This is a genomic window from Bradyrhizobium sp. WSM4873 (assembly GCF_055811355.1).
On record NZ_JBVVPS010000003.1, the window covers coordinates 240788 to 258953 of the forward strand.

Here is an 18166-nt window from a genome sequence, read left to right on the forward strand (position 1 = left end):
GATGGAATTCTTCGAAAGCGCATTCTGGACCGGGTTCCTTTGGCCGCTGATCATCATGATCGCGGAGAGCGTCCTTGTGCTGGTCGTCCTGCTCGTGGCGATCGCCTACATCCTGCTCGCCGACCGCAAGATCTGGGCAGCGGTGCAGATCCGCCGTGGCCCGAACGTGGTCGGGCCCTGGGGTCTGCTGCAATCCTTCGCCGACCTCCTGAAGTTCGTGCTGAAGGAGCCGATCATCCCGTCCGGCGCCAATAAGGGCGTGTTTCTCCTGGCTCCCCTGGTCTCATGCGTGCTCGCGCTCGCGGCCTGGGCGGTGATCCCGACCAATCTCGGCTGGGTGATCTCCGACATCAATGTCGGCGTTCTCTTCATCTTCGCGATCTCGTCGCTGTCGATCTACGGCATCATCATGGCCGGCTGGTCGTCGAACTCGAAATATCCGTTCCTGGCGGCGCTGCGCTCGGCGGCGCAGATGGTGTCTTACGAAGTCTCGATCGGCTTCGTCATCATCACGGTGCTGCTCTGCGCCGGCACGTTGAACCTCTCCGCCGTGGTCGAGGCGCAGCATGTCCGGGGCCTCGCCAGCCTGATCGGGTTGCCGCAGCTCACGATCCTGAACTGGTACGTCTGGCCGCTGTTTCCGATGTTCGTGATCTTCTACGTCTCGGCGCTGGCGGAAACCAACCGCCCGCCGTTCGACCTGGTCGAAGCGGAATCCGAGCTCGTCGCCGGCTTCATGGTCGAGTACGGCTCGACGCCGTATCTTCTGTTCATGCTCGGCGAGTATGTCGCGATTGCCACGATGTGCGCGATGGCGACGATCCTGTTCCTCGGAGGCTGGCTGCCGCCGGTGGACCTGCCGCCCTTCAACTGGGTGCCGGGGATCATCTGGTTCTCGCTGAAACTGTTCTTCATGTTCTTCCTGTTCGCGATGGCCAAGGCGATCGTGCCGCGCTACCGCTACGATCAACTGATGCGCCTCGGCTGGAAAGTGTTCCTGCCGTTGTCGCTGGCGATGGTGATCGTGGTGGCCGGTGTGCTGCACTTTGCCGGCATCGCGCCGAAGTGAGGGCCGTCATGGGTATCAACATCAACGCCACTGCACGCTCGCTCCTGCTGTCGGAATTCGTCTCGGCGTTCTTCCTCGCCATGCGCTATTTCTTCCAGCCGAAGCCGACGCTGAACTATCCGTTCGAGAAGGGCCCGATCTCGCCGCGCTTCCGCGGCGAGCATGCGCTGCGCCGCTATCCGAACGGCGAAGAGCGCTGCATCGCCTGCAAGCTGTGCGAGGCGGTCTGCCCGGCGCAGGCCATCACCATCGAGGCCGGCCCGCGCCGCAACGACGGCACCCGCCGCACCGTGCGCTACGACATCGACATGGTGAAGTGCATCTATTGCGGCCTCTGCCAGGAAGCCTGTCCGGTCGATGCCATCGTCGAAGGTCCGAACTTCGAGTTCGCGACCGAGACCCGCGAGGAACTGTTCTATGACAAGGCCAAGCTGCTCGCCAATGGCGACCGCTGGGAACGCGAGATCGCGAAAGCGATCGAACTCGACGCGCCGTACCGGTGAGATGAGAGCATGATCCTTCCCGCGCTGTTCTTCTATCTGTTCGCCGGCGTCTGCGTCGCCTCGGCGGTGATGGTGATTGTCTCGCGCAATCCCGTGCACTCCGTGCTGTACCTGATCCTGGCCTTCGTCAACGCCTCCGGCCTGTTCGTGCTGATGGGCGCCGAATTCCTGGCGATGATCCTGATCGTCGTCTATGTCGGCGCGGTCGCGGTGCTGTTCCTGTTCGTGATCATGATGCTCGACGTCGACTTCCTCGAGCTGCGCGAGGGCTTCATCGAGTACCTCCCGATCGGCCTCGTGATCGGCGGCATCTTCCTGTTCGAGCTGCTCCTCACCGTCGGCTTCTGGGTCATCAACCCCGGCGTCGCCAAGACGATCACCGCGGCGATCCCGACCAACGTCTCCAATACCGAGGCGCTGGGCCTGGTGCTCTATACCAAATACATCCACTACTTCCAGCTCTCGGGCATGGTGCTGCTGGTCGCAATGATCGGCGCCATCGTGCTGACGCTGCGGCACAAGGCGAGCGTCAAGCGGCAGGACATCAACGTTCAGAACGCGCGCACGCCCGAAATCGCGATGGCGATATGCAAGGTGGCGCCGGGGCAGGGGCTCCAGGACTCTGACGCGGCGGAGTGGGTGAAATGACGATCGGGCTCGGACACTATCTTGCGGTCGGCGCGATCCTGTTCACGCTCGGGATCCTCGGCATCTTCCTGAATCGCAAGAACATCATCGTCATCCTGATGTCGATCGAGCTGATCCTGCTCGCGGTCAACATCAATCTCGTGGCGTTCTCGACCTTCCTCGGCGATATCGTCGGGCAGGTCTTCGCGCTCCTGGTGCTCACCGTCGCGGCCGCTGAAGCCGCGATCGGTCTCGCTATCCTGGTGGTCTATTTCCGCAACCGCGGCTCGATCGCGGTTGAGGACGTCAATCTGATGAAGGGCTGATCGCATGATCCGGAAAAGTGGATACCGGTTTTCCGACCAGATCGTGCGGAAAGATTAAATCATGGTCCAGGCAATCGTCTTTCTGCCTCTGCTGGGCGCTATTCTGGCCGGCCTGATCGCGCTGTTCGGCGCGCATGCCCGCAACCCCTCGGGCGACACGGTCGAGCATCACGATGATCACGGTCATGGCGCGCACGCCCATGCGTCCGACACGATCACCGACGATGCGTCGGTCATTCACGAGACCCATCACGAGCCCGGCGACGGCCACGATGACCACCACGTCTCCGAGCCGCCCGCGGCGGGCTCGCGCGGCGCCGAGCTGATCACCACGGCGTTGCTGTTCGTGTCGGCGGCGCTGTCCTGGATGACGCTGGTCGATGTCGGCTTCATGCACCACGACATGCGCATTCCGCTGCTGCCGTGGATCCTCTCCGGCGATCTTCAGGTCTACTGGACGCTGCGGATCGACACGCTCACCGCCGTGATGCTGGTGGTCGTGACCACCGTGTCCTCGCTCGTGCACCTCTATTCCATCGGCTACATGGACGAGGACCCGAACCGGCCGCGCTTTTTCGGCTATCTGTCGCTGTTCACCTTCGCCATGCTGATGCTGGTGACCGCCGACAACCTCGTGCAGCTGTTCTTCGGCTGGGAAGGCGTGGGTCTGGCGAGCTACCTCCTGATCGGTTTCTGGTACCAGAAGCCCTCGGCGAACGCCGCCGCCATCAAGGCCTTCGTGGTCAACCGCGTCGGCGATTTCGGCTTCGCGCTCGGCATCTTCGCGATCTTCCTGCTGGCCGGCTCGACCGATTTCGAGACCATCTTCCACGCTGCGCCAGGTCTCACCGGCAAGACCATCAACTTCCTCGGTTGGCACGCCGACGCGCTGACCCTGACCTGCCTGTTGCTGTTCATGGGCGCGATGGGCAAATCGGCGCAGTTCCTGCTGCACACCTGGTTGCCGGACGCGATGGAAGGCCCGACCCCGGTGTCGGCGCTGATCCACGCCGCGACCATGGTCACCGCCGGCGTCTTCATGGTGGCGCGCCTGTCGCCGCTGTTCGAGCTTGCGCCGAACGCGCAGGCCGTCGTGATGTTCTTCGGCGCCACCACGGCGTTCTTCGCGGCGACCATTGGCCTCGTCCAGAACGACATCAAGCGCATCGTCGCCTACTCGACCTGTTCGCAGCTCGGCTACATGTTCGTGGCGATGGGGGCAGGGGCCTATTCGGTCGGCATGTTCCATCTGTTCACGCACGCCTTCTTCAAGGCGCTGTTGTTCTTGGGCTCCGGCTCGGTGATCTACGCGATGCATCACGAGCAGGACATCCGCAACATGGGCGGCCTGTGGCGCAAGATCCCCTACACCTACGCGGTGATGGTGGTTGGCACGCTCGCGCTCACCGGCTTCCCGCTGACCGCCGGCTATTTCTCCAAGGACGCGATCATCGAGTCCGCCTACGCCTCGCACAATCCGTTCGCGATGTACGGCTTCCTGATGACGGTCGTCGCGGCCGGCCTGACCTCGTTCTACTCGTGGCGCCTGATCTTCAAGACCTTCCACCGCGAGCCGCATGACGAACATCACTACGAGGCTGCGCATGAAGCGCCGATCTGGATGCTGATCCCGATCGGTGTGCTCGCGGTCGGCTCCATCCTGGCCGGCTTCCCGTTCAAGGAGCTGTTCGCCGGTCACGGCATCGAGGAGTTCTTCCGCGAATCCGTGAAGATGAACCCGCACATCATCGAGGAGATGCACCACATCCCCGAGACCATCGCCTTCCTGCCGACGGTGATGATGGTGCTGGGCTTCCTGGTGTCGTACCTGTTCTACATCCGGCGGCCCTATCTGCCAGTCGAGCTCGCGAACACGCAGCCGATGCTGTACAAGTTCCTGCTCAACAAATGGTACTTCGACGAGCTCTACGACATCATCTTCGTCCGTCCGGCGAAGTGGATCGGCTACCAGCTCTGGAAGAAGGGCGACGGCTTCATTATCGACGGCCTTGGCCCCGACGGCGTCTCGGCCCGGGTGCTGGACGTCACCCGCAACGTCGTGAAGATCCAGACCGGCTATCTCTACCACTACGCGTTCGCCATGCTGATCGGTGCCGCCGGCCTGATCACCTGGTTCATGTTCGGCTTTGGGGGCCAGTAAAATGACGACCTGGCCAATTCTATCCGTCACGACGTTCCTGCCGCTGGTCGGCGCGCTGATCGTCTATCTCAGCCGCGGCGATGACGAGGCTAGCAGGCGCAATTCGCGCTGGATCGCGCTGTGGACCACGCTGATCACCTTCGCGGTGTCGGTGATCCTGGTCATGCGGTTCGATGCGTCGAGCGCCGACTTCCAGTTCGTCGAGAAGGCGAACTGGCTCGCTACCGGCATCACCTACCACATGGGCGTGGACGGCATTTCGCTGCCGCTCGTGATCCTGACCACCGCCATCATGCCGTTCTGCATCATCGCGAGCTGGAAGGCGATCACCAACCGCGTCCGCGAATACATGATGGCGTTCCTGATCCTGGAAACGCTGATGATCGGCACCTTTTCGGCGCTCGATCTCGTGCTGTTCTACCTGTTCTTCGAAGGCGGCCTGATCCCGATGTTCCTGATCATCGGCGTCTGGGGCGGTCCGCGCCGGGTCTATGCATCTTTCAAGTTCTTCCTCTACACGCTGCTCGGCTCGGTTCTGATGCTGCTTGCTATCATGGCGCTGTACTGGAACGGCGGCACCACCGACATCCCGACCCTGATGCACACCGCCGTGCCGCGCTCGCTGCAAACCTGGGCATGGCTTGCCTTCTTCGCCTCGTTCGCGGTGAAGATGCCGATGTGGCCGGTACACACCTGGCTCCCCGATGCCCACGTCGAGGCGCCGACCGCCGGCTCGGTGGTGCTGGCTGCGATCATGCTGAAGATGGGCGGCTACGGTTTCCTGCGGTTCTCGCTGCCGATGTTCCCGCTGGCCTCGCATGACTTCGCGCCATTGATGTTCACGCTCTCGGCCATCGCCATTATCTACACCTCGCTGGTGGCGCTGATGCAGGAGGACATGAAGAAGCTGATTGCGTACTCCTCGGTGGCGCATATGGGCTTCGTCACCATGGGCATCTTTGCCGGCACCATGCAGGGCGTCGCCGGCGGCGTGTTTCAGATGATCTCGCACGGCATCGTCTCCGGCGCGCTGTTCCTCTGTGTCGGCATCGTCTACGACCGCATGCACACCCGCGACATCGCGGCCTATGGCGGCCTCGTCAACCGGATGCCGCTCTACGCGCTGACCTTCATGGTCTTCACCATGGCCAATGTCGGTCTGCCCGGCACCTCCGGCTTCGTCGGCGAGTTCATGACGCTGCTCGGCACTTTCAAGGTCTCGATCCCGACCGCGTTCTTCGCCACCTTCGGCGTGATCCTGTCGGCCTGCTACGCGCTGTGGCTCTACCGCAAGGTCGTGTTCGGGGCGCTGGTCAAGCCCTCGCTGATGAGCATGAAGGATCTCACCTTCCGGGAGGGCCTGACGCTGTTCCCGCTGATCGCGCTGACGATCCTGTTCGGCATCTACCCGAAGCCGGTGCTCGACATGTCGGCGGCCTCGGTCCAGCAACTCGTCAACAATTACAACACCGCTGTGACGGCCGTGAAGGCCGCCGCACTGCTCCAGTGAGCGGGCAGGTCAGGATATCGCCATGAGCTTTGAGACTGCAGGTTATCAACTGGCGCCGGTGCTGCCCGAGCTCGTGCTCGCGGTCGGAGCCATGGCACTCCTGATGCTCGGCGCCTATCGCGGGCAGGAGACCACCAAGACGGTCACGACGCTCGCGGTGCTGCTCCTGATCGTGGTCGGCGTGCTCGAATACATGTTGCCCGCGGGCAAGCACGTGACCTTCGGCGGCAGCTTCATCGTCGATGATTTTGCCCGCTTCATGAAGATCCTGGCCCTGATCGGCTCGGCGGTGACGCTGGTGCTGTCGACCGAGTTCCTGTCGGATCCATCGCGCCGCATCTTCGAATATGCGATCCTGGTGCTGCTCTCGACGCTCGGCATGATGGTGCTGATCTCGGCCGGCGATCTGATCTCGCTCTATCTCGGCCTCGAATTGATGTCGCTGGCGCTCTACGTCGTGGCGGCCTCCAACCGCGACAACGCCAAGTCGACCGAAGCCGGCCTGAAGTACTTCGTGCTCGGCGCGTTGTCCTCGGGCATGCTGCTCTACGGCTCCTCGCTGATCTACGGCTTCACCGGCACGGTCGCCTTCACCGGCATCGCGGCGGCCGCGACGATCTCGAATGTCGGCCTGGTGTTCGGTCTCGTGTTCCTGCTGGCCGGCCTCTGCTTCAAGGTCTCGGCCGTGCCGTTCCACATGTGGACGCCTGACGTCTACGAGGGCGCACCGACGCCCGTGACAGCCTTCTTCGCTTCGGCGCCGAAAGTGGCCGCGCTCGCGGTCTTCACCCGCGTTACGCTGACCGCATTCCCGGGCATCGTCTCGCAGTGGCAGCAGATCCTGGTGTTCGTGTCGATCGCCTCGATGGCGCTTGGTTCGTTCGCTGCGATCGGCCAGAGCAACATCAAGCGCCTGATGGCCTATTCCTCGATCGGCCATATGGGCTTTGCCCTGGTCGGGCTCGCGGCGGGCACGGTCGAGGGCGCGCAGGGCGTCTTGATGTATATCGTGATCTATGTCGCGATGACGCTGGGCTCCTTCGCCATCATCCTGGCGATGAAGCGCAACGGCCAGCCGGTCGAGCAGATCAGCGATTTCGCGGGTCTCTCGCGCACCAATCCGCTGCTCGCCTTCATGTTCGCGATGCTGCTGTTCTCGCTTGCCGGCATCCCGCCGCTCGCCGGCTTCTTCGCCAAATGGTACGTCTTCGTCGCCGCCATCAAGGCGAATTTGTTCACGCTCGCCGTGATCGGCGTGCTGACCAGCGTGGTCGGCGCCTACTACTATCTCAGCATCGTCAAGACCATGTATTTCGACGAGCCGGCCGGGCAGGTCGATCCGGTACGCGTCGAAGTCAAGACGGTGCTGGCGGTCGCGGGCCTGTTCAACATTCTCTTCGCCCTGTTCGCGGGCCCGGTGGTGAGCGTCGCTTCCGCCGCCGCCAAGTCGCTGTTCTAGGATGGCATTCGCGCTCGGTCCTCGTGCGGCATCGGCGGGCTACAAGCTCGCAGCTTTCGAACGGACCGGCTCGACCAATACCGAGGCGATTGAGCACGCGAGGCGCGGCGAACGCGGCCCGATGTGGTTCGTGACGTCGGAGCAGACCGCCGGCCGTGGCCGCCGCCAACGCGCCTGGATCGCACCGAAGGGTAACCTTGCAGCCAGCGTCCTCGAAGTTCTCGACGTCGCCCCTTCCGTCGCCGCGACGATCGGCTTTGCGGCCGGGCTGGCCGAGGAGGCCGCCCTGGAGAAGGTCAGCCTGGAGGCTGCACTGCGCCTCGGCGAGGGCCGTCCCCGCTACACCCTGAAATGGCCGAACGACGTGCTGGCCGGCGGCAAGAAGCTGGTCGGCATCGGCCTGGAGGCCGAAGCCATCGGCGAGCGTCTTGCCATCGTTGTCGGCATCGGCACCAACGTCGTCGCCGCGCCCGAGGGTACGCCCACGCCGGCGGTGTCACTGGCCGCGCTCGGCGTCCAGATCAGCGCGGAGGAGTTGTTCTCGGCGCTCTCGGACGCCTGGGTGGAATTCCGCGGTATCTGGGACAATGGCCGCGGCTTTGCCGACATTCGCAAATTGTGGCTGGAGCGCGCCGCCGGCCTCGGCGAGCGGGTCGCGATCCACACGGGAGTGATGACGCTGGAAGGCATTTTTGACACGATCGACGACACCGGCTGCCTGATCGTCCGCACCGCGGAGGGCCGGCGCGTGCCGGTGGCCGCCGGCGAGGTGTTCTTCGGCACGGCCGCCTCCGTGGGAGCTGCGTGATGGCGAAGCCTGAAGAACTGGTATTTGCCCCGCTCGGCGGGGTCGGCGAGATCGGCATGAATTTGTCGATCTACGGCCTCGGCAACCGCCAGCAGCGTGCCTGGCTGGCGATCGATCTCGGCGTCTCCTTCGGCGACGAGGAGCATCTGCCGGGCATCGACCTGATCATGCCCGACATCAGCTTCCTGGAGAAGGAACGCAAGAACCTGATGGGGCTGGTGCTGACCCACGCCCATGAGGACCATTTCGGCGCCATCATCGACCTGTGGCCGAAGCTGAAATGTCCGATCTACGCGACCCAGTTCAGCGCCGCGCTGTTCGAGGCCAAATGCGCCGCCGAGCGCAATGCGCCCAAGATCCCGGTGACGGTGGTGCCGTCGGGCGGGCGCGTCGATATCGGCCCGTTCAACGTCGAGTTCATTCCGGTCGCGCATTCGATTCCGGAGTCGCACGCGCTGGCGATACACACCGAGATCGGCACGGTGCTGCACACCGGCGACTGGAAGATCGATCCGACCCCGATCATCGGCCGCCCGACCGACGAAAAGCGGCTGCGGGAGCTCGGCGATGCGGGCCTGCTCGCCTTGATCGGCGATTCCACCAATGCCGTGCGCGACGGCCGCTCACCCTCGGAAGCCGAGGTTGCCAGATCCATCACCGAGCTCGTCAAGGCTGCCAAGGGCCGTGTCGCGGTCACGACCTTTGCCTCCAATGTCGCGCGCCTCAAGGCCGTCGCGATCGCCGCGAAGGCCGCCGACCGTGAGGTCGTCGTGGTCGGCCGTGCCATGGAACGCGTGGTGCAGGTCGCGCGCGAGACCGGCTATCTCGACGGCGTGCAGAGTTTCCGCTCCGCCGAGGTCTATGGTCATCTGCCGCAGGACAAGGTGCTGGCGCTCTGCACCGGCAGCCAGGGCGAGCCGCGGGCCGCGCTGGCGCGCATCGCCAATGACGACCATCCCGAGATCACGCTCAACCGCGGCGACAGCGTGATCTTCTCTTCGCGCACCATTCCCGGCAACGAGAAGGCGGTCGGCGCCATTATCAACGGTCTGGTTCTGCAGGGCGTGGAGGTCATCACCGACCGCGACCAGCTGGTCCATGTCTCCGGCCACCCCCGACGCGACGAATTGCGCGACATGATCGCCTGGACCAGGCCGCAGCTCCTGATCCCCGTCCATGGCGAGGCCCTGCACCTCAACGAGCACGCCAAGCTCGCGCGTGCCGCCGGCGTGCCGCGCGTGCTGGTCTGCCGCAACGGCGATCTCGTCAAGCTCGGCCCGGGCGATCCCGGCATCATTGGGCAGGTGCCTGCGGGCCGTCTCTACAAGGACGGCACGATTCTGGAGGACTCCAAGTCCCGCGCGGTGGTCGAGCGGCGCCGGATGGCCTTCTCCGGCTGCGCCTTTGTCGCCATCGCCATGACGGAGCAGGGCGAGCTTGCCGACGATCCCGCAGTCGAACTCGTCGGTATCCCCGAGAAGAACAAAGCGGGCGAGCCCTTCGACGACATCGTCTTCGACGCCGTGGTTTCCACCGTCGAAGGCCTGCCGAAGGCGCGCCGTCGCGACCCGGATGCGCTGGCCGAGTCGGTGCGACGCGCTGTCCGTTCGGTGATCAACGAACATTGGGGTAAAAAGCCCGCCTGTCTGGTACACGTCCTGACAGTGTAACGGGAGAAGAAACATGCTGGGCCGGCTCAACCATGTCGCGATCGCGACCAAGGACGCCGTCAAGGCCGCCAGGATCTATGGCGCCGCATTCGGGGCCCAGATCTCGGAGGCCGTCGCGCTGCCCGAGCATGGCGTCACCACCGTGTTCGCGACGCTGCCCAACACCAAGATCGAGTTCATCGAACCGCTCGGCGAGGCCTCGCCGATCGCAAAGTTCCTCGACCGCAACGCCGACGGCGGCATCCACCACGTCTGCTACGAGGTGGTCGACATCATCGCCTCGCGCGACACGCTGGTGAAGGAGGGCGCAAGGGTGCTCGGCGACGGCGTGCCGAAGATCGGCGCCCACGGCAAGCCGGTGCTGTTCCTGCACCCGAAGGATTTTTCCGGCGCGCTGGTCGAAATCGAGCAGGCATAGGCCGAAGCCATGGCCATCCAGATCTCAACCGCAATCGCGATCTACTTCGTCATCTGGTGGGTCGCGCTGTTCCTGACGCTGCCGTTCGGCGTGCGCAGCCAGCACGAGGACGGCGTCGGAGTGCCGGGCAGCGACCCCGGCGCGCCGATCCTGACGCGAATGAGGAGCAAGCTGATCTGGACCACGATCATCTCGGCGATCATCTACGCCATCGCCATGGTCGCCTATCACGCCGGCTATCTCTCGATCGAACGCCTGTCGAAATTGATGGGCATGCCGTTCTAAGAATTTTGGTTGGCTTTGTTGGGGGACCAATGACTTTTCAGCGGATCGTCGTCGCGCTTCTGGTGCTGATCGTCGCGGGCCTCGGTGCCATCGGCTATTTCGAGTGGAAGATGGCCGTGCAGGTGCGCACCCTGAAGGCGTTCGTCGAGGGCTACGTCTTCAACGAGGCCGTCATCGCCTGCGAGCAGGCCAAGAGCTCGACACCGTTCAAATGGAACGGCGGCAAGAGCACTTCGGTGATCGGCCTGAACTCGGTCAAGACAGACAAATACACCGTCAGCGCCAGCTACACGCTGGTGGCGGACAGCGTCTATTGTGATTACGATCCGATCAAAAGAAAGGCCGAGATCGGCTCGAGCTTCCTGGAGCGGGAGTAACGATCCGGCCCATACAGGAGCATGATCCGGAAAAGTGTGAAGCGGTTTTCCGACAAGATCATGCTCAAATAACAATGGGATGGGATCGTCATGACCGGAGACCGGGCAGGGGATTATCGGATTCTGCATGAGGCGGCGTTGCGGGACTATCTCGCAGGCGTGGCGGACCTCGCAGCGACGCTCGGTGGCGAGCCGGCCTCCTGGTCGATCACCGAAGTCGGCGACGGCAATCTCAATCTCGTTTTCATCGTCAAGGGCGGCCGTGGCGGCGTCGCCGTCAAGCAGGCGCTGCCCTATGTCCGCCTCGTCGGCGAGAGCTGGCCGCTGCCGCTGTCCCGGGCTCATTACGAATATCTCGCTTTGTCGCGGCAGGCCGAGCTCGCGCCCGGCCTCGTGCCGGCGCTGCTGCATCATAACGATGCCCTGGCGCTGACGGTGATGGAGCTGCTCGAGCCCCATATCATCATGCGCAAGGGGATGGTTGCGGGGGCGCGATATCCGCGCTTTGTCGATGACATCACCACCTTCATGGCGCGGACATTGTTCTTCACCTCCGACCTCGCGTTGTCGGCGGCCGAGAAGAAGCAGGGCATCGCCGCCTTCGCCGGCAACCATGCGCTGTGCAAGATCACCGAGGATCTGATCTTCACCGATCCCTACCGCATCGCCGAGCAGAACCGCTGGACCGCGCCATATCTCGATGCGCTCGCCGCAGAGCTGCGCGAGGACATGGATCTGCATGTCGCGATCTCCCGGCTGAAGCTGAAGTTCATGGCAAGCCCCGAGGCGCTGCTTCACGGCGACCTGCACACCGGCTCGATCATGGTCACGGACGGCCAGACGCGAGTGATCGACCCCGAATTCGCATTCTATGGCCCGATGGGTTTCGATGTCGGTGCCGTGCTGGCCAACCTGCTGATGGCTTACTTTGCTTCCGCCGGTCACGAACGCTCGCCGGGCGAACGGACGGCGTTCGAGCATTGGGTGCTGGAAACGGTCGAACAGGTCTGGAACGCGTTCGCGCGCAAGTTCCTCGAGCTCTGGCGCGCCGGCGCCGCAGGCGATGCCTATCCCGCCTCGCTCTTCGCCGGCGAGACAGGCGCGGCACGGCTGGAGGCCGAGCGGCAGGCCTACATGCAGCGGCTGTTCGCGGACACGGTCGGCTTCGCCGCGGCAAAAACCATCCGCCGTATCTTCGGTCTCGCCCACAATATCGATTTCGAGCTGATCGAGGGTCCGCGCCGGCGCGCGATCAGCGAAGCAAGGGCCGTGAGGCTGGCAAGGACGATGATGCTGGAGACGGGGGCGTTTCCGGCCATCGCGGATGTCACCGCCGCAGCGCGAAAATTGCGCGACTGGCCGCCGGAGTTCTAGCGGGCTTCCTCACAAATCGGCGGGCCCCGCGCGCGACGCTCGCATACGTCAACCCCGTCAAGGCGCTTGCGCTCGACCTGCCGTGGATGGTCAACTCTCGGACCAGAGCACGGCTTGCGTTGTCGGAGGGACCATGATGTTCAGGATAGTGGCGATCGTCGCGGGTTTGGCACTGGCACTCGCCGCCTCAGCAGAGGCCCAGACCCCGCGCAAGGGCGGAACCATCCGCATGACCGCGCCCTATGGCTCGAGTTTCACCAGCCTGGACATTCTTACGACGCAGCGCGCCCAGGACGAGATCTACGCCAAGGCCCTGCACCGGTCGCTCTACATCTGGAATTCCGCGGAAGGCAAGCCGGTTCTGGAGCTCGCCAAGGAGGACGTCGTCTCGGGCGGCGGCCTCGTTCACACCTTCAAGCTGCGCGACGACGCCTATTTCCACAATGGCCGCAAGATGACGGCCGACGACGTCATCTGGACCTACAACCGCATCATGGACGGCACCAAGGCCTATCCCGGCGCGCGCTATGTCCGCGTGATCGAGGGCGCTGCCGCGGTCGAGAAGGGCCAGGCCAAGGAGATCTCCGGCCTCAAGAAAATCGACGACTTTACGATCGAGATGAAGCTGACCGAGAAAGTCGATCCGGGCTTCTATTTCTGGAACGCGATCACATCGATCTATCCCGCCGACGAAGCCGCCAAGGAGAGCTTTCTCCAGAAGCCGATCGGTCTTGGCCCCTTCAAATTCGTCGAGCACGTGCCGGGATCGCGCATCGTCCTGGAACGCTGGGACCGCTTCTACAAGCCCGGCAAGCCCTACGCTGACAAGATCATCGTGTCGGTGATGGGCGAGGCCGCGGCCCGCGATGTCGCCTTCCGCAACAAGGAGATCGACACCTCGGTGCTGGGACCGGCGCAATATGTCGCTTATCAGAACGACGCCGATCTCAAGGGCACCGTCGTCGAAGTCGCCGAGGTCTTCACCCGCTACATGGGGATGAATCCAACGTTCAAGCCGTTCGCCGACAAGCGGGTCCGGCAGGCGATCAACTACGCGATCGACACCGACCTGATCATCAACAAGCTGGTCAAGGGCAAGGCCTATCGCGCGACCAGCTGGCTGCCGCTGACCTCTCCCGCCTACGACAAGGCCATGAAGCCCTACGCCTTCGATCCCGCCAAGGCCAAGCAGCTGCTCGCCGACGCCGGCTATCCCTCAGGCTTCGAATTCGAATGGACCACCAGCCAGAACGAGAGCTGGGGTTTGCCGATCGTCTCGGCCGTGATCCCGATGCTGGACAGGGTCGGCATCAAGGCGAAGGTCAAGCAGGTCGAGACCGCGGTGCTGGCGGAGGTGGTTCGCAGCGGCGACTACCAGGCCTTCATCTACTCGCAGGCGAGCGGCCCGGATCCGCAGGCCGCCCTCAAATGCTTCCACTCGGCGACGCCGCAACCCGCCTGCAACTACATGAACTTCAAGAATGCCGAGTTCGACAAGCTGGTCGACGAGGCCGGGCAGTCCGATGACGCTGCGAAGCGCACCCAGCTGCTGCAAAAGGCCAATGCGCTGCTCTACGAAGAGGCGCCGGTCTGGTTCTTCAACTACAACAAGGCGGTCATGGCGGTGCAGCCGTGGCTCAAGGGGATTCAGCTGAACGCGACGGAACTGACCCATCAGAACGTCGAAGACCTCTGGGTCGACGAGACCTCGCCCGCGAAGTGACACACGCTCTCGCGCTCCCTCCGTCGCCATGAACGACGGAGGGAGAGAGGAAAAGTGCCGATGCTCTCCTTCCTGTTCCGCCGCGTCCTGCAGATCATTCCGACCGTGCTCGCCGTGGTGGCTCTGGTGTTCGTGCTGTTCAGCGTCGTTCCCGGCAGCATCGTCTCGTCCATGAGCGACGATGCCGATCCGCAGGTCGAGCTGCGCATGAAGAAGCAGCTTGGCCTCGACGATCCCGTCTATGTCCGCTTCGGCATCTACATCGCCAAGCTTGCAACCGGCGATTTCGGGACGTCGTTCCGGACGCGCGAGCCTGTGACGTTCATGATCGCCAAACGGATCTGGCCGACGCTCCAGCTCATCTTCGCCGCCATGGCGTTTTCCGTCGTGATCGGCGTTCCCCTGGGTTTCATCGCCGCGCTGAAGCCGGGCGGCATCGTCGACACGCTGGCCATGGTCGTCGCGGTATCAGGCCTTTCGATCGCGAAATTCTGGCTCGGGCTGGTGCTGATGTATCTGTTTGCGTTGAAGCTCGGCTGGCTGCCGAGTTTCGGCTATGGCGATGGCGGCCTGAAATATTTGATCCTTCCGGCCGTGACGCTCGGCGTCTCGCCGATGGCGCTGTTCGCCCGGACCACACGCGCCGCCGTCCTCGAGATCATGACCGCGGATTTCGTTCGCACCGCGCGCTCCAAGGGCATGAGCGAGACAAGGGTCGTGAAGTGGCATGTGATGCGCAACGCGCTTGTCATCATACTCACCACCGTCGGCCTGCAGTTCGGCGCGCTGATGGGGCAGGCGGTCGTGGTCGAGAAACTGTATTCCTGGCCGGGCATCGGCTCGCTGCTGGTCGACAGTGTCCTGCAGCGCGACATTCCGGCCGTCCAGGGCTCCATTCTCGTCGTGGTGCTGTCCTTTCTCGCGATCAATCTGCTGATCGACGTGCTCTACGGCGTGATCGATCCCAGGATCAGATACGCATGAAGCTGCGCGCCAATCTCGTCATCGGCGGCGCACTGTTCGCGCTTGCGATCCTGGTCGGCCTGCTCGCGCCCTGGCTGGCGCATACCGATCCCGTCCTGGACGCCAATCTGCTCAACGCGGAAGAGCCTCCGAGCTGGACCTGGTGGTTCGGTACCGACGACCAGGGCCGCGACATCTACTCCCGCGTCGTCTACGGCGCGCGGGTTTCGCTGACGGTCGGCATCGTCTCGCAGCTCATCAACAGCGTCATCGGGGTGGCGCTGGGCCTGAGCGCCGGCTATTGGGGCGGCTGGTGGGACGATGTCGTCAACGGTCTGACCAATCTCATGCTCGCGATCCCCTCGCTGATCTTCGCGTTGGCCATCATGGCGGTGCTCGGCCCCGGCCTGACCAGCCTGCTGATCGCACTCGGCTTGACCAACTGGTCCTTCACGTGCCGGATCGCGCGAGCCTCGGCGCTGTCGCTGAGGAGCCAGGGCTATGTGCAGGCCGCGACCGTGCTCGGCTACGGCGATTTGCGCATCATGATCACGCAGCTGCTGCCGAACATGCTGGGGCCGATCGTCGTCATCGGCACGCTCGGCATGGGCAGCGCGGTCTTGTCCGAAGCCGCGTTGTCGTTCCTCGGCCTCGGCGTCCGGCCGCCGTTTCCGAGCTGGGGCAGCATGTTGTCGGATGCCCGCGATCAGATCACCACGGCGCCGTGGCTCTCGGTGTTTCCCGGCCTCGCGATCTTTCTCACAGTGCTCGGCCTCAATCTGCTCGGCGACGGCCTGCGCGACATTCTCGATCCGCAATCGCGGAGCCGGCGGACATGACCGGCGCGCCGCTGATCGAGGTTGAGAATCTCAGCATCGATCTCGACGATGGATCGCGACGCGTTGCGGCAGCCGAGGGTATTTCATTCCGCATCGATCGCGGCGAAACGTTCGGCCTCGTCGGCGAATCCGGCTGCGGCAAGAGCATCACGGCGCTCGCCCTGATCGGCCTGTTGCGGCAGCCATTGTCGATCGGCGGCGGCACCATCCGGTTTGAGGGCCGGGAGATCCAGCATCTTTCAGCCGCAAGGCAACGGGAGCTGCGCGGCAATCGCATCGCCATGATCTTCCAGGAGCCGATGACGGCGCTGAACCCGGTCTCGCCCGTGGGCCGGCAGATTGCCGAGATGTTCGTGCTGCACAAGGGCAAGAGCTGGCGCGAAGCCGACAGACTGGCGGTCGAGGCGCTGGCGAGCGTCCGCGTTCCCGCGCCGGAGCGGCGCGTGAAGGATTACCCGCACCAGCTGTCCGGCGGCATGCGCCAGCGCGTGATGATCGCCATCGCGCTCGCCTGCGGTCCGGATCTCCTGATCGCCGATGAGCCGACCACGGCACTCGACGTCACCGTGCAAGCCGAAATCATCGAGCTGATGCGGAATTTATGCGCCGAGCGAGGAACCGCCATCCTGATGATCAGCCACGATCTCGGGCTGGTCGCCAATGTCTGTCGCCGCGTGGCCGTGATGTATGCCGGCCGCATCGTCGAGGAGCGCGGCTCGGCCGATATTTTCCGGGCACCCTCGCACCCCTATACGCGTGGCCTGGTCGCCTCGCTGCCGCGGCTCGGCAGTCGCGCAGCGCTTGGCCGCAGCCGGCTGACGGAGATCGCGGGTGTGGTCCCGGCCATCACGAATTTCCCGAACGGCTGCCGGTTCAATCCGCGTTGCGCGCAGGCGACCGATATTTGCCGGACCACCGCGCCGGGAGCGGATTTGTTGGAGGCCGGCGGTCTGGTCAGGTGTCACCACCATGCATGAGCCGCAAGACAGGCTGGGTGAGACACGGCCGGACGACGATGTCATTCTCAGCGTCAGGGATCTCGCGGTCCATTTTCCGCTCGGAGGCGGCTTGCTCGGCCGCAACCGGCGGCTGCTCCGTGCCGTCGACGGTGTCGATCTCACCCTGAAGCGCGGCGAATGCCTCGGCCTCGTCGGCGAGTCCGGCTCCGGCAAGTCGACTGTCGCGTTGTCGATCCTTGGCCTCGTGACGCCGACGCGCGGCCGCATCGTGCTGGACGGACAGGTCGTGACGAACCGGCCATCCGGCGATCGAAAGGCGCTGGCCCGCATCGTGCAGATCGTGTTTCAGGATCCCTACGCCTCGCTCAATCCGCGCCAGACCGTTCGCCGCACGCTGGAAGATCCCCTGCGTGTGCATGGTGTCACGGCCAAGAGCGAGATCGAGGACCGCGTCGCGAAGATGCTGCGGCATGTGGGCCTGCGGCCGGAGCAGGCCGACCGCTACCCGCATGAATTCTCGGGCGGCCAGCGCCAGCGCATCGGCATCGCGCGTGCGCTGATCCTCAACCCCAAGATCGTCATTTGCGACGAACCTGTCTCGGCGCTCGACGTCTCGATCCGCGCCCAGATCATCAATCTGCTGCTGGAATTGAAGGAAACGCTCGGTCTTTCCTACATCATGATCAGCCACGATCTCGGCGTCGTCGAACACATGAGCGACAAGGTCGCCGTGATGTATCTCGGCCGCATCGTCGAGAACGGCCATTGGCGAGAGATTTTTGAACGGCCCGCGCACCCCTACACCCAGGCCCTGATTGCCGCCATCCCCGATCCCTTGCGTCATGCACCGCTGGCGACGACAGGCGGCGATCTTCCCAATCCGCTCAATCCGCCGAACGGATGCGCGTTCAGCCCGCGATGCCGGTATGCAGAGGCCGTGTGTCGGAGCGAGCCGGGGCCGGCGCTGGAGACGCGGGCGGACGGGCACGCGGTGAGGTGCTGGCGGAGCGAGGAGATTGCGGGGCAGGCGGCGTTAGCATCGAGCAAAAGCGGATATCTTTAGGATGGAGCCATCCGCGCTTCCCAGACGCGCGA

18 protein-coding genes are annotated in these 18166 nt (G+C 64.0%); all 18 read left to right on the top strand.

What is annotated here, in order from left to right:
* The first annotated feature begins 1 nt into the window (after position 1).
* The 18 genes from nuoH (at position 2) to AC0L21_RS07905 (ending at position 18134) form a co-directional block, all read left to right on the top strand.
* The gene (nuoH, locus tag AC0L21_RS07820; protein WP_007603555.1) at positions 2-1069 is read left to right on the top strand and encodes an NADH-quinone oxidoreductase subunit NuoH; all 1068 of its coding nucleotides are present in this window, start codon (positions 2-4) and stop codon (positions 1067-1069) included.
* A gap of 14 nt (positions 1070-1083) precedes the next feature.
* The gene (gene nuoI / locus AC0L21_RS07825) at positions 1084-1572 is read left to right on the top strand and encodes an NADH-quinone oxidoreductase subunit NuoI (RefSeq protein WP_026232873.1); all 489 of its coding nucleotides are present in this window, start codon (positions 1084-1086) and stop codon (positions 1570-1572) included.
* 9 nt (positions 1573-1581) lie between these two features.
* Complete coding sequence (locus tag AC0L21_RS07830) at positions 1582-2220, top strand: NADH-quinone oxidoreductase subunit J (RefSeq protein WP_473259877.1); 639 nt, start codon at positions 1582-1584, stop codon at positions 2218-2220.
* Positions 2217-2525 (top strand): NADH-quinone oxidoreductase subunit NuoK, encoded by a 309-nt coding sequence (nuoK, locus tag AC0L21_RS07835; protein ID WP_015685769.1) that lies wholly within the window; start codon positions 2217-2219, stop codon positions 2523-2525. Before AC0L21_RS07830 ends, nuoK begins: the two co-directional genes overlap by 4 nt.
* 61 nt (positions 2526-2586) lie before the next feature.
* The gene (gene nuoL, locus AC0L21_RS07840; protein ID WP_473259880.1) at positions 2587-4686 is read left to right on the top strand and encodes an NADH-quinone oxidoreductase subunit L; all 2100 of its coding nucleotides are present in this window, start codon (positions 2587-2589) and stop codon (positions 4684-4686) included.
* Position 4687: 1 nt separating this feature from the next.
* Positions 4688-6196: an NADH-quinone oxidoreductase subunit M gene (locus AC0L21_RS07845; RefSeq protein ID WP_473259882.1), complete on the top strand. Its 1509-nt coding sequence runs from the start codon at positions 4688-4690 to the stop codon at positions 6194-6196.
* A gap of 22 nt (positions 6197-6218) precedes the next feature.
* Positions 6219-7655: an NADH-quinone oxidoreductase subunit NuoN gene (gene nuoN, locus AC0L21_RS07850; RefSeq protein ID WP_007603562.1), complete on the top strand. Its 1437-nt coding sequence runs from the start codon at positions 6219-6221 to the stop codon at positions 7653-7655.
* Between the two features lies 1 nt (position 7656).
* Positions 7657-8463 carry a biotin--[acetyl-CoA-carboxylase] ligase gene (locus AC0L21_RS07855; protein WP_473259884.1) on the top strand — a complete coding sequence of 269 codons (807 nt, stop codon included), beginning with the start codon at positions 7657-7659 and terminating at the stop codon, positions 8461-8463.
* The gene (locus AC0L21_RS07860) at positions 8463-10133 is read left to right on the top strand and encodes a ribonuclease J (RefSeq protein ID WP_473259886.1); all 1671 of its coding nucleotides are present in this window, start codon (positions 8463-8465) and stop codon (positions 10131-10133) included. The genes AC0L21_RS07855 and AC0L21_RS07860 overlap by 1 nt, the downstream gene beginning before the upstream one ends.
* A gap of 13 nt (positions 10134-10146) precedes the next feature.
* On the top strand, positions 10147-10551 hold the full coding sequence (mce, locus tag AC0L21_RS07865; RefSeq protein WP_106944962.1) for a methylmalonyl-CoA epimerase: 405 nt from the start codon (positions 10147-10149) through the stop codon (positions 10549-10551).
* Positions 10552-10560: 9 nt separating this feature from the next.
* A complete protein-coding gene (locus AC0L21_RS07870) occupies positions 10561-10836 on the top strand; it encodes a DUF1467 family protein (protein ID WP_473259891.1) in 276 nt (91 codons plus the stop codon).
* Positions 10837-10865: 29 nt separating this feature from the next.
* The gene (locus AC0L21_RS07875; protein WP_275171304.1) at positions 10866-11213 is read left to right on the top strand and encodes a hypothetical protein; all 348 of its coding nucleotides are present in this window, start codon (positions 10866-10868) and stop codon (positions 11211-11213) included.
* 90 nt (positions 11214-11303) lie between these two features.
* Positions 11304-12587 (top strand): S-methyl-5-thioribose kinase, encoded by a 1284-nt coding sequence (gene mtnK, locus AC0L21_RS07880; protein ID WP_473259893.1) that lies wholly within the window; start codon positions 11304-11306, stop codon positions 12585-12587.
* Positions 12588-12720: 133 nt separating this feature from the next.
* Positions 12721-14310 carry an ABC transporter substrate-binding protein gene (locus AC0L21_RS07885; RefSeq protein WP_473259896.1) on the top strand — a complete coding sequence of 530 codons (1590 nt, stop codon included), beginning with the start codon at positions 12721-12723 and terminating at the stop codon, positions 14308-14310.
* A 60-nt stretch (positions 14311-14370) separates the two neighbouring features.
* Positions 14371-15294 (top strand): ABC transporter permease, encoded by a 924-nt coding sequence (locus AC0L21_RS07890; RefSeq protein ID WP_473260110.1) that lies wholly within the window; start codon positions 14371-14373, stop codon positions 15292-15294.
* On the top strand, positions 15291-16112 hold the full coding sequence (locus AC0L21_RS07895; RefSeq protein ID WP_027518234.1) for an ABC transporter permease: 822 nt from the start codon (positions 15291-15293) through the stop codon (positions 16110-16112). The genes AC0L21_RS07890 and AC0L21_RS07895 overlap by 4 nt, the downstream gene beginning before the upstream one ends.
* Positions 16109-17089 carry an ABC transporter ATP-binding protein gene (locus AC0L21_RS07900; RefSeq protein WP_473259899.1) on the top strand — a complete coding sequence of 327 codons (981 nt, stop codon included), beginning with the start codon at positions 16109-16111 and terminating at the stop codon, positions 17087-17089. The genes AC0L21_RS07895 and AC0L21_RS07900 overlap by 4 nt, the downstream gene beginning before the upstream one ends.
* Positions 17082-18134: an ABC transporter ATP-binding protein gene (locus tag AC0L21_RS07905; protein WP_473259901.1), complete on the top strand. Its 1053-nt coding sequence runs from the start codon at positions 17082-17084 to the stop codon at positions 18132-18134. The genes AC0L21_RS07900 and AC0L21_RS07905 overlap by 8 nt, the downstream gene beginning before the upstream one ends.
* The last annotated feature ends 32 nt before the right edge of the window (positions 18135-18166 follow it).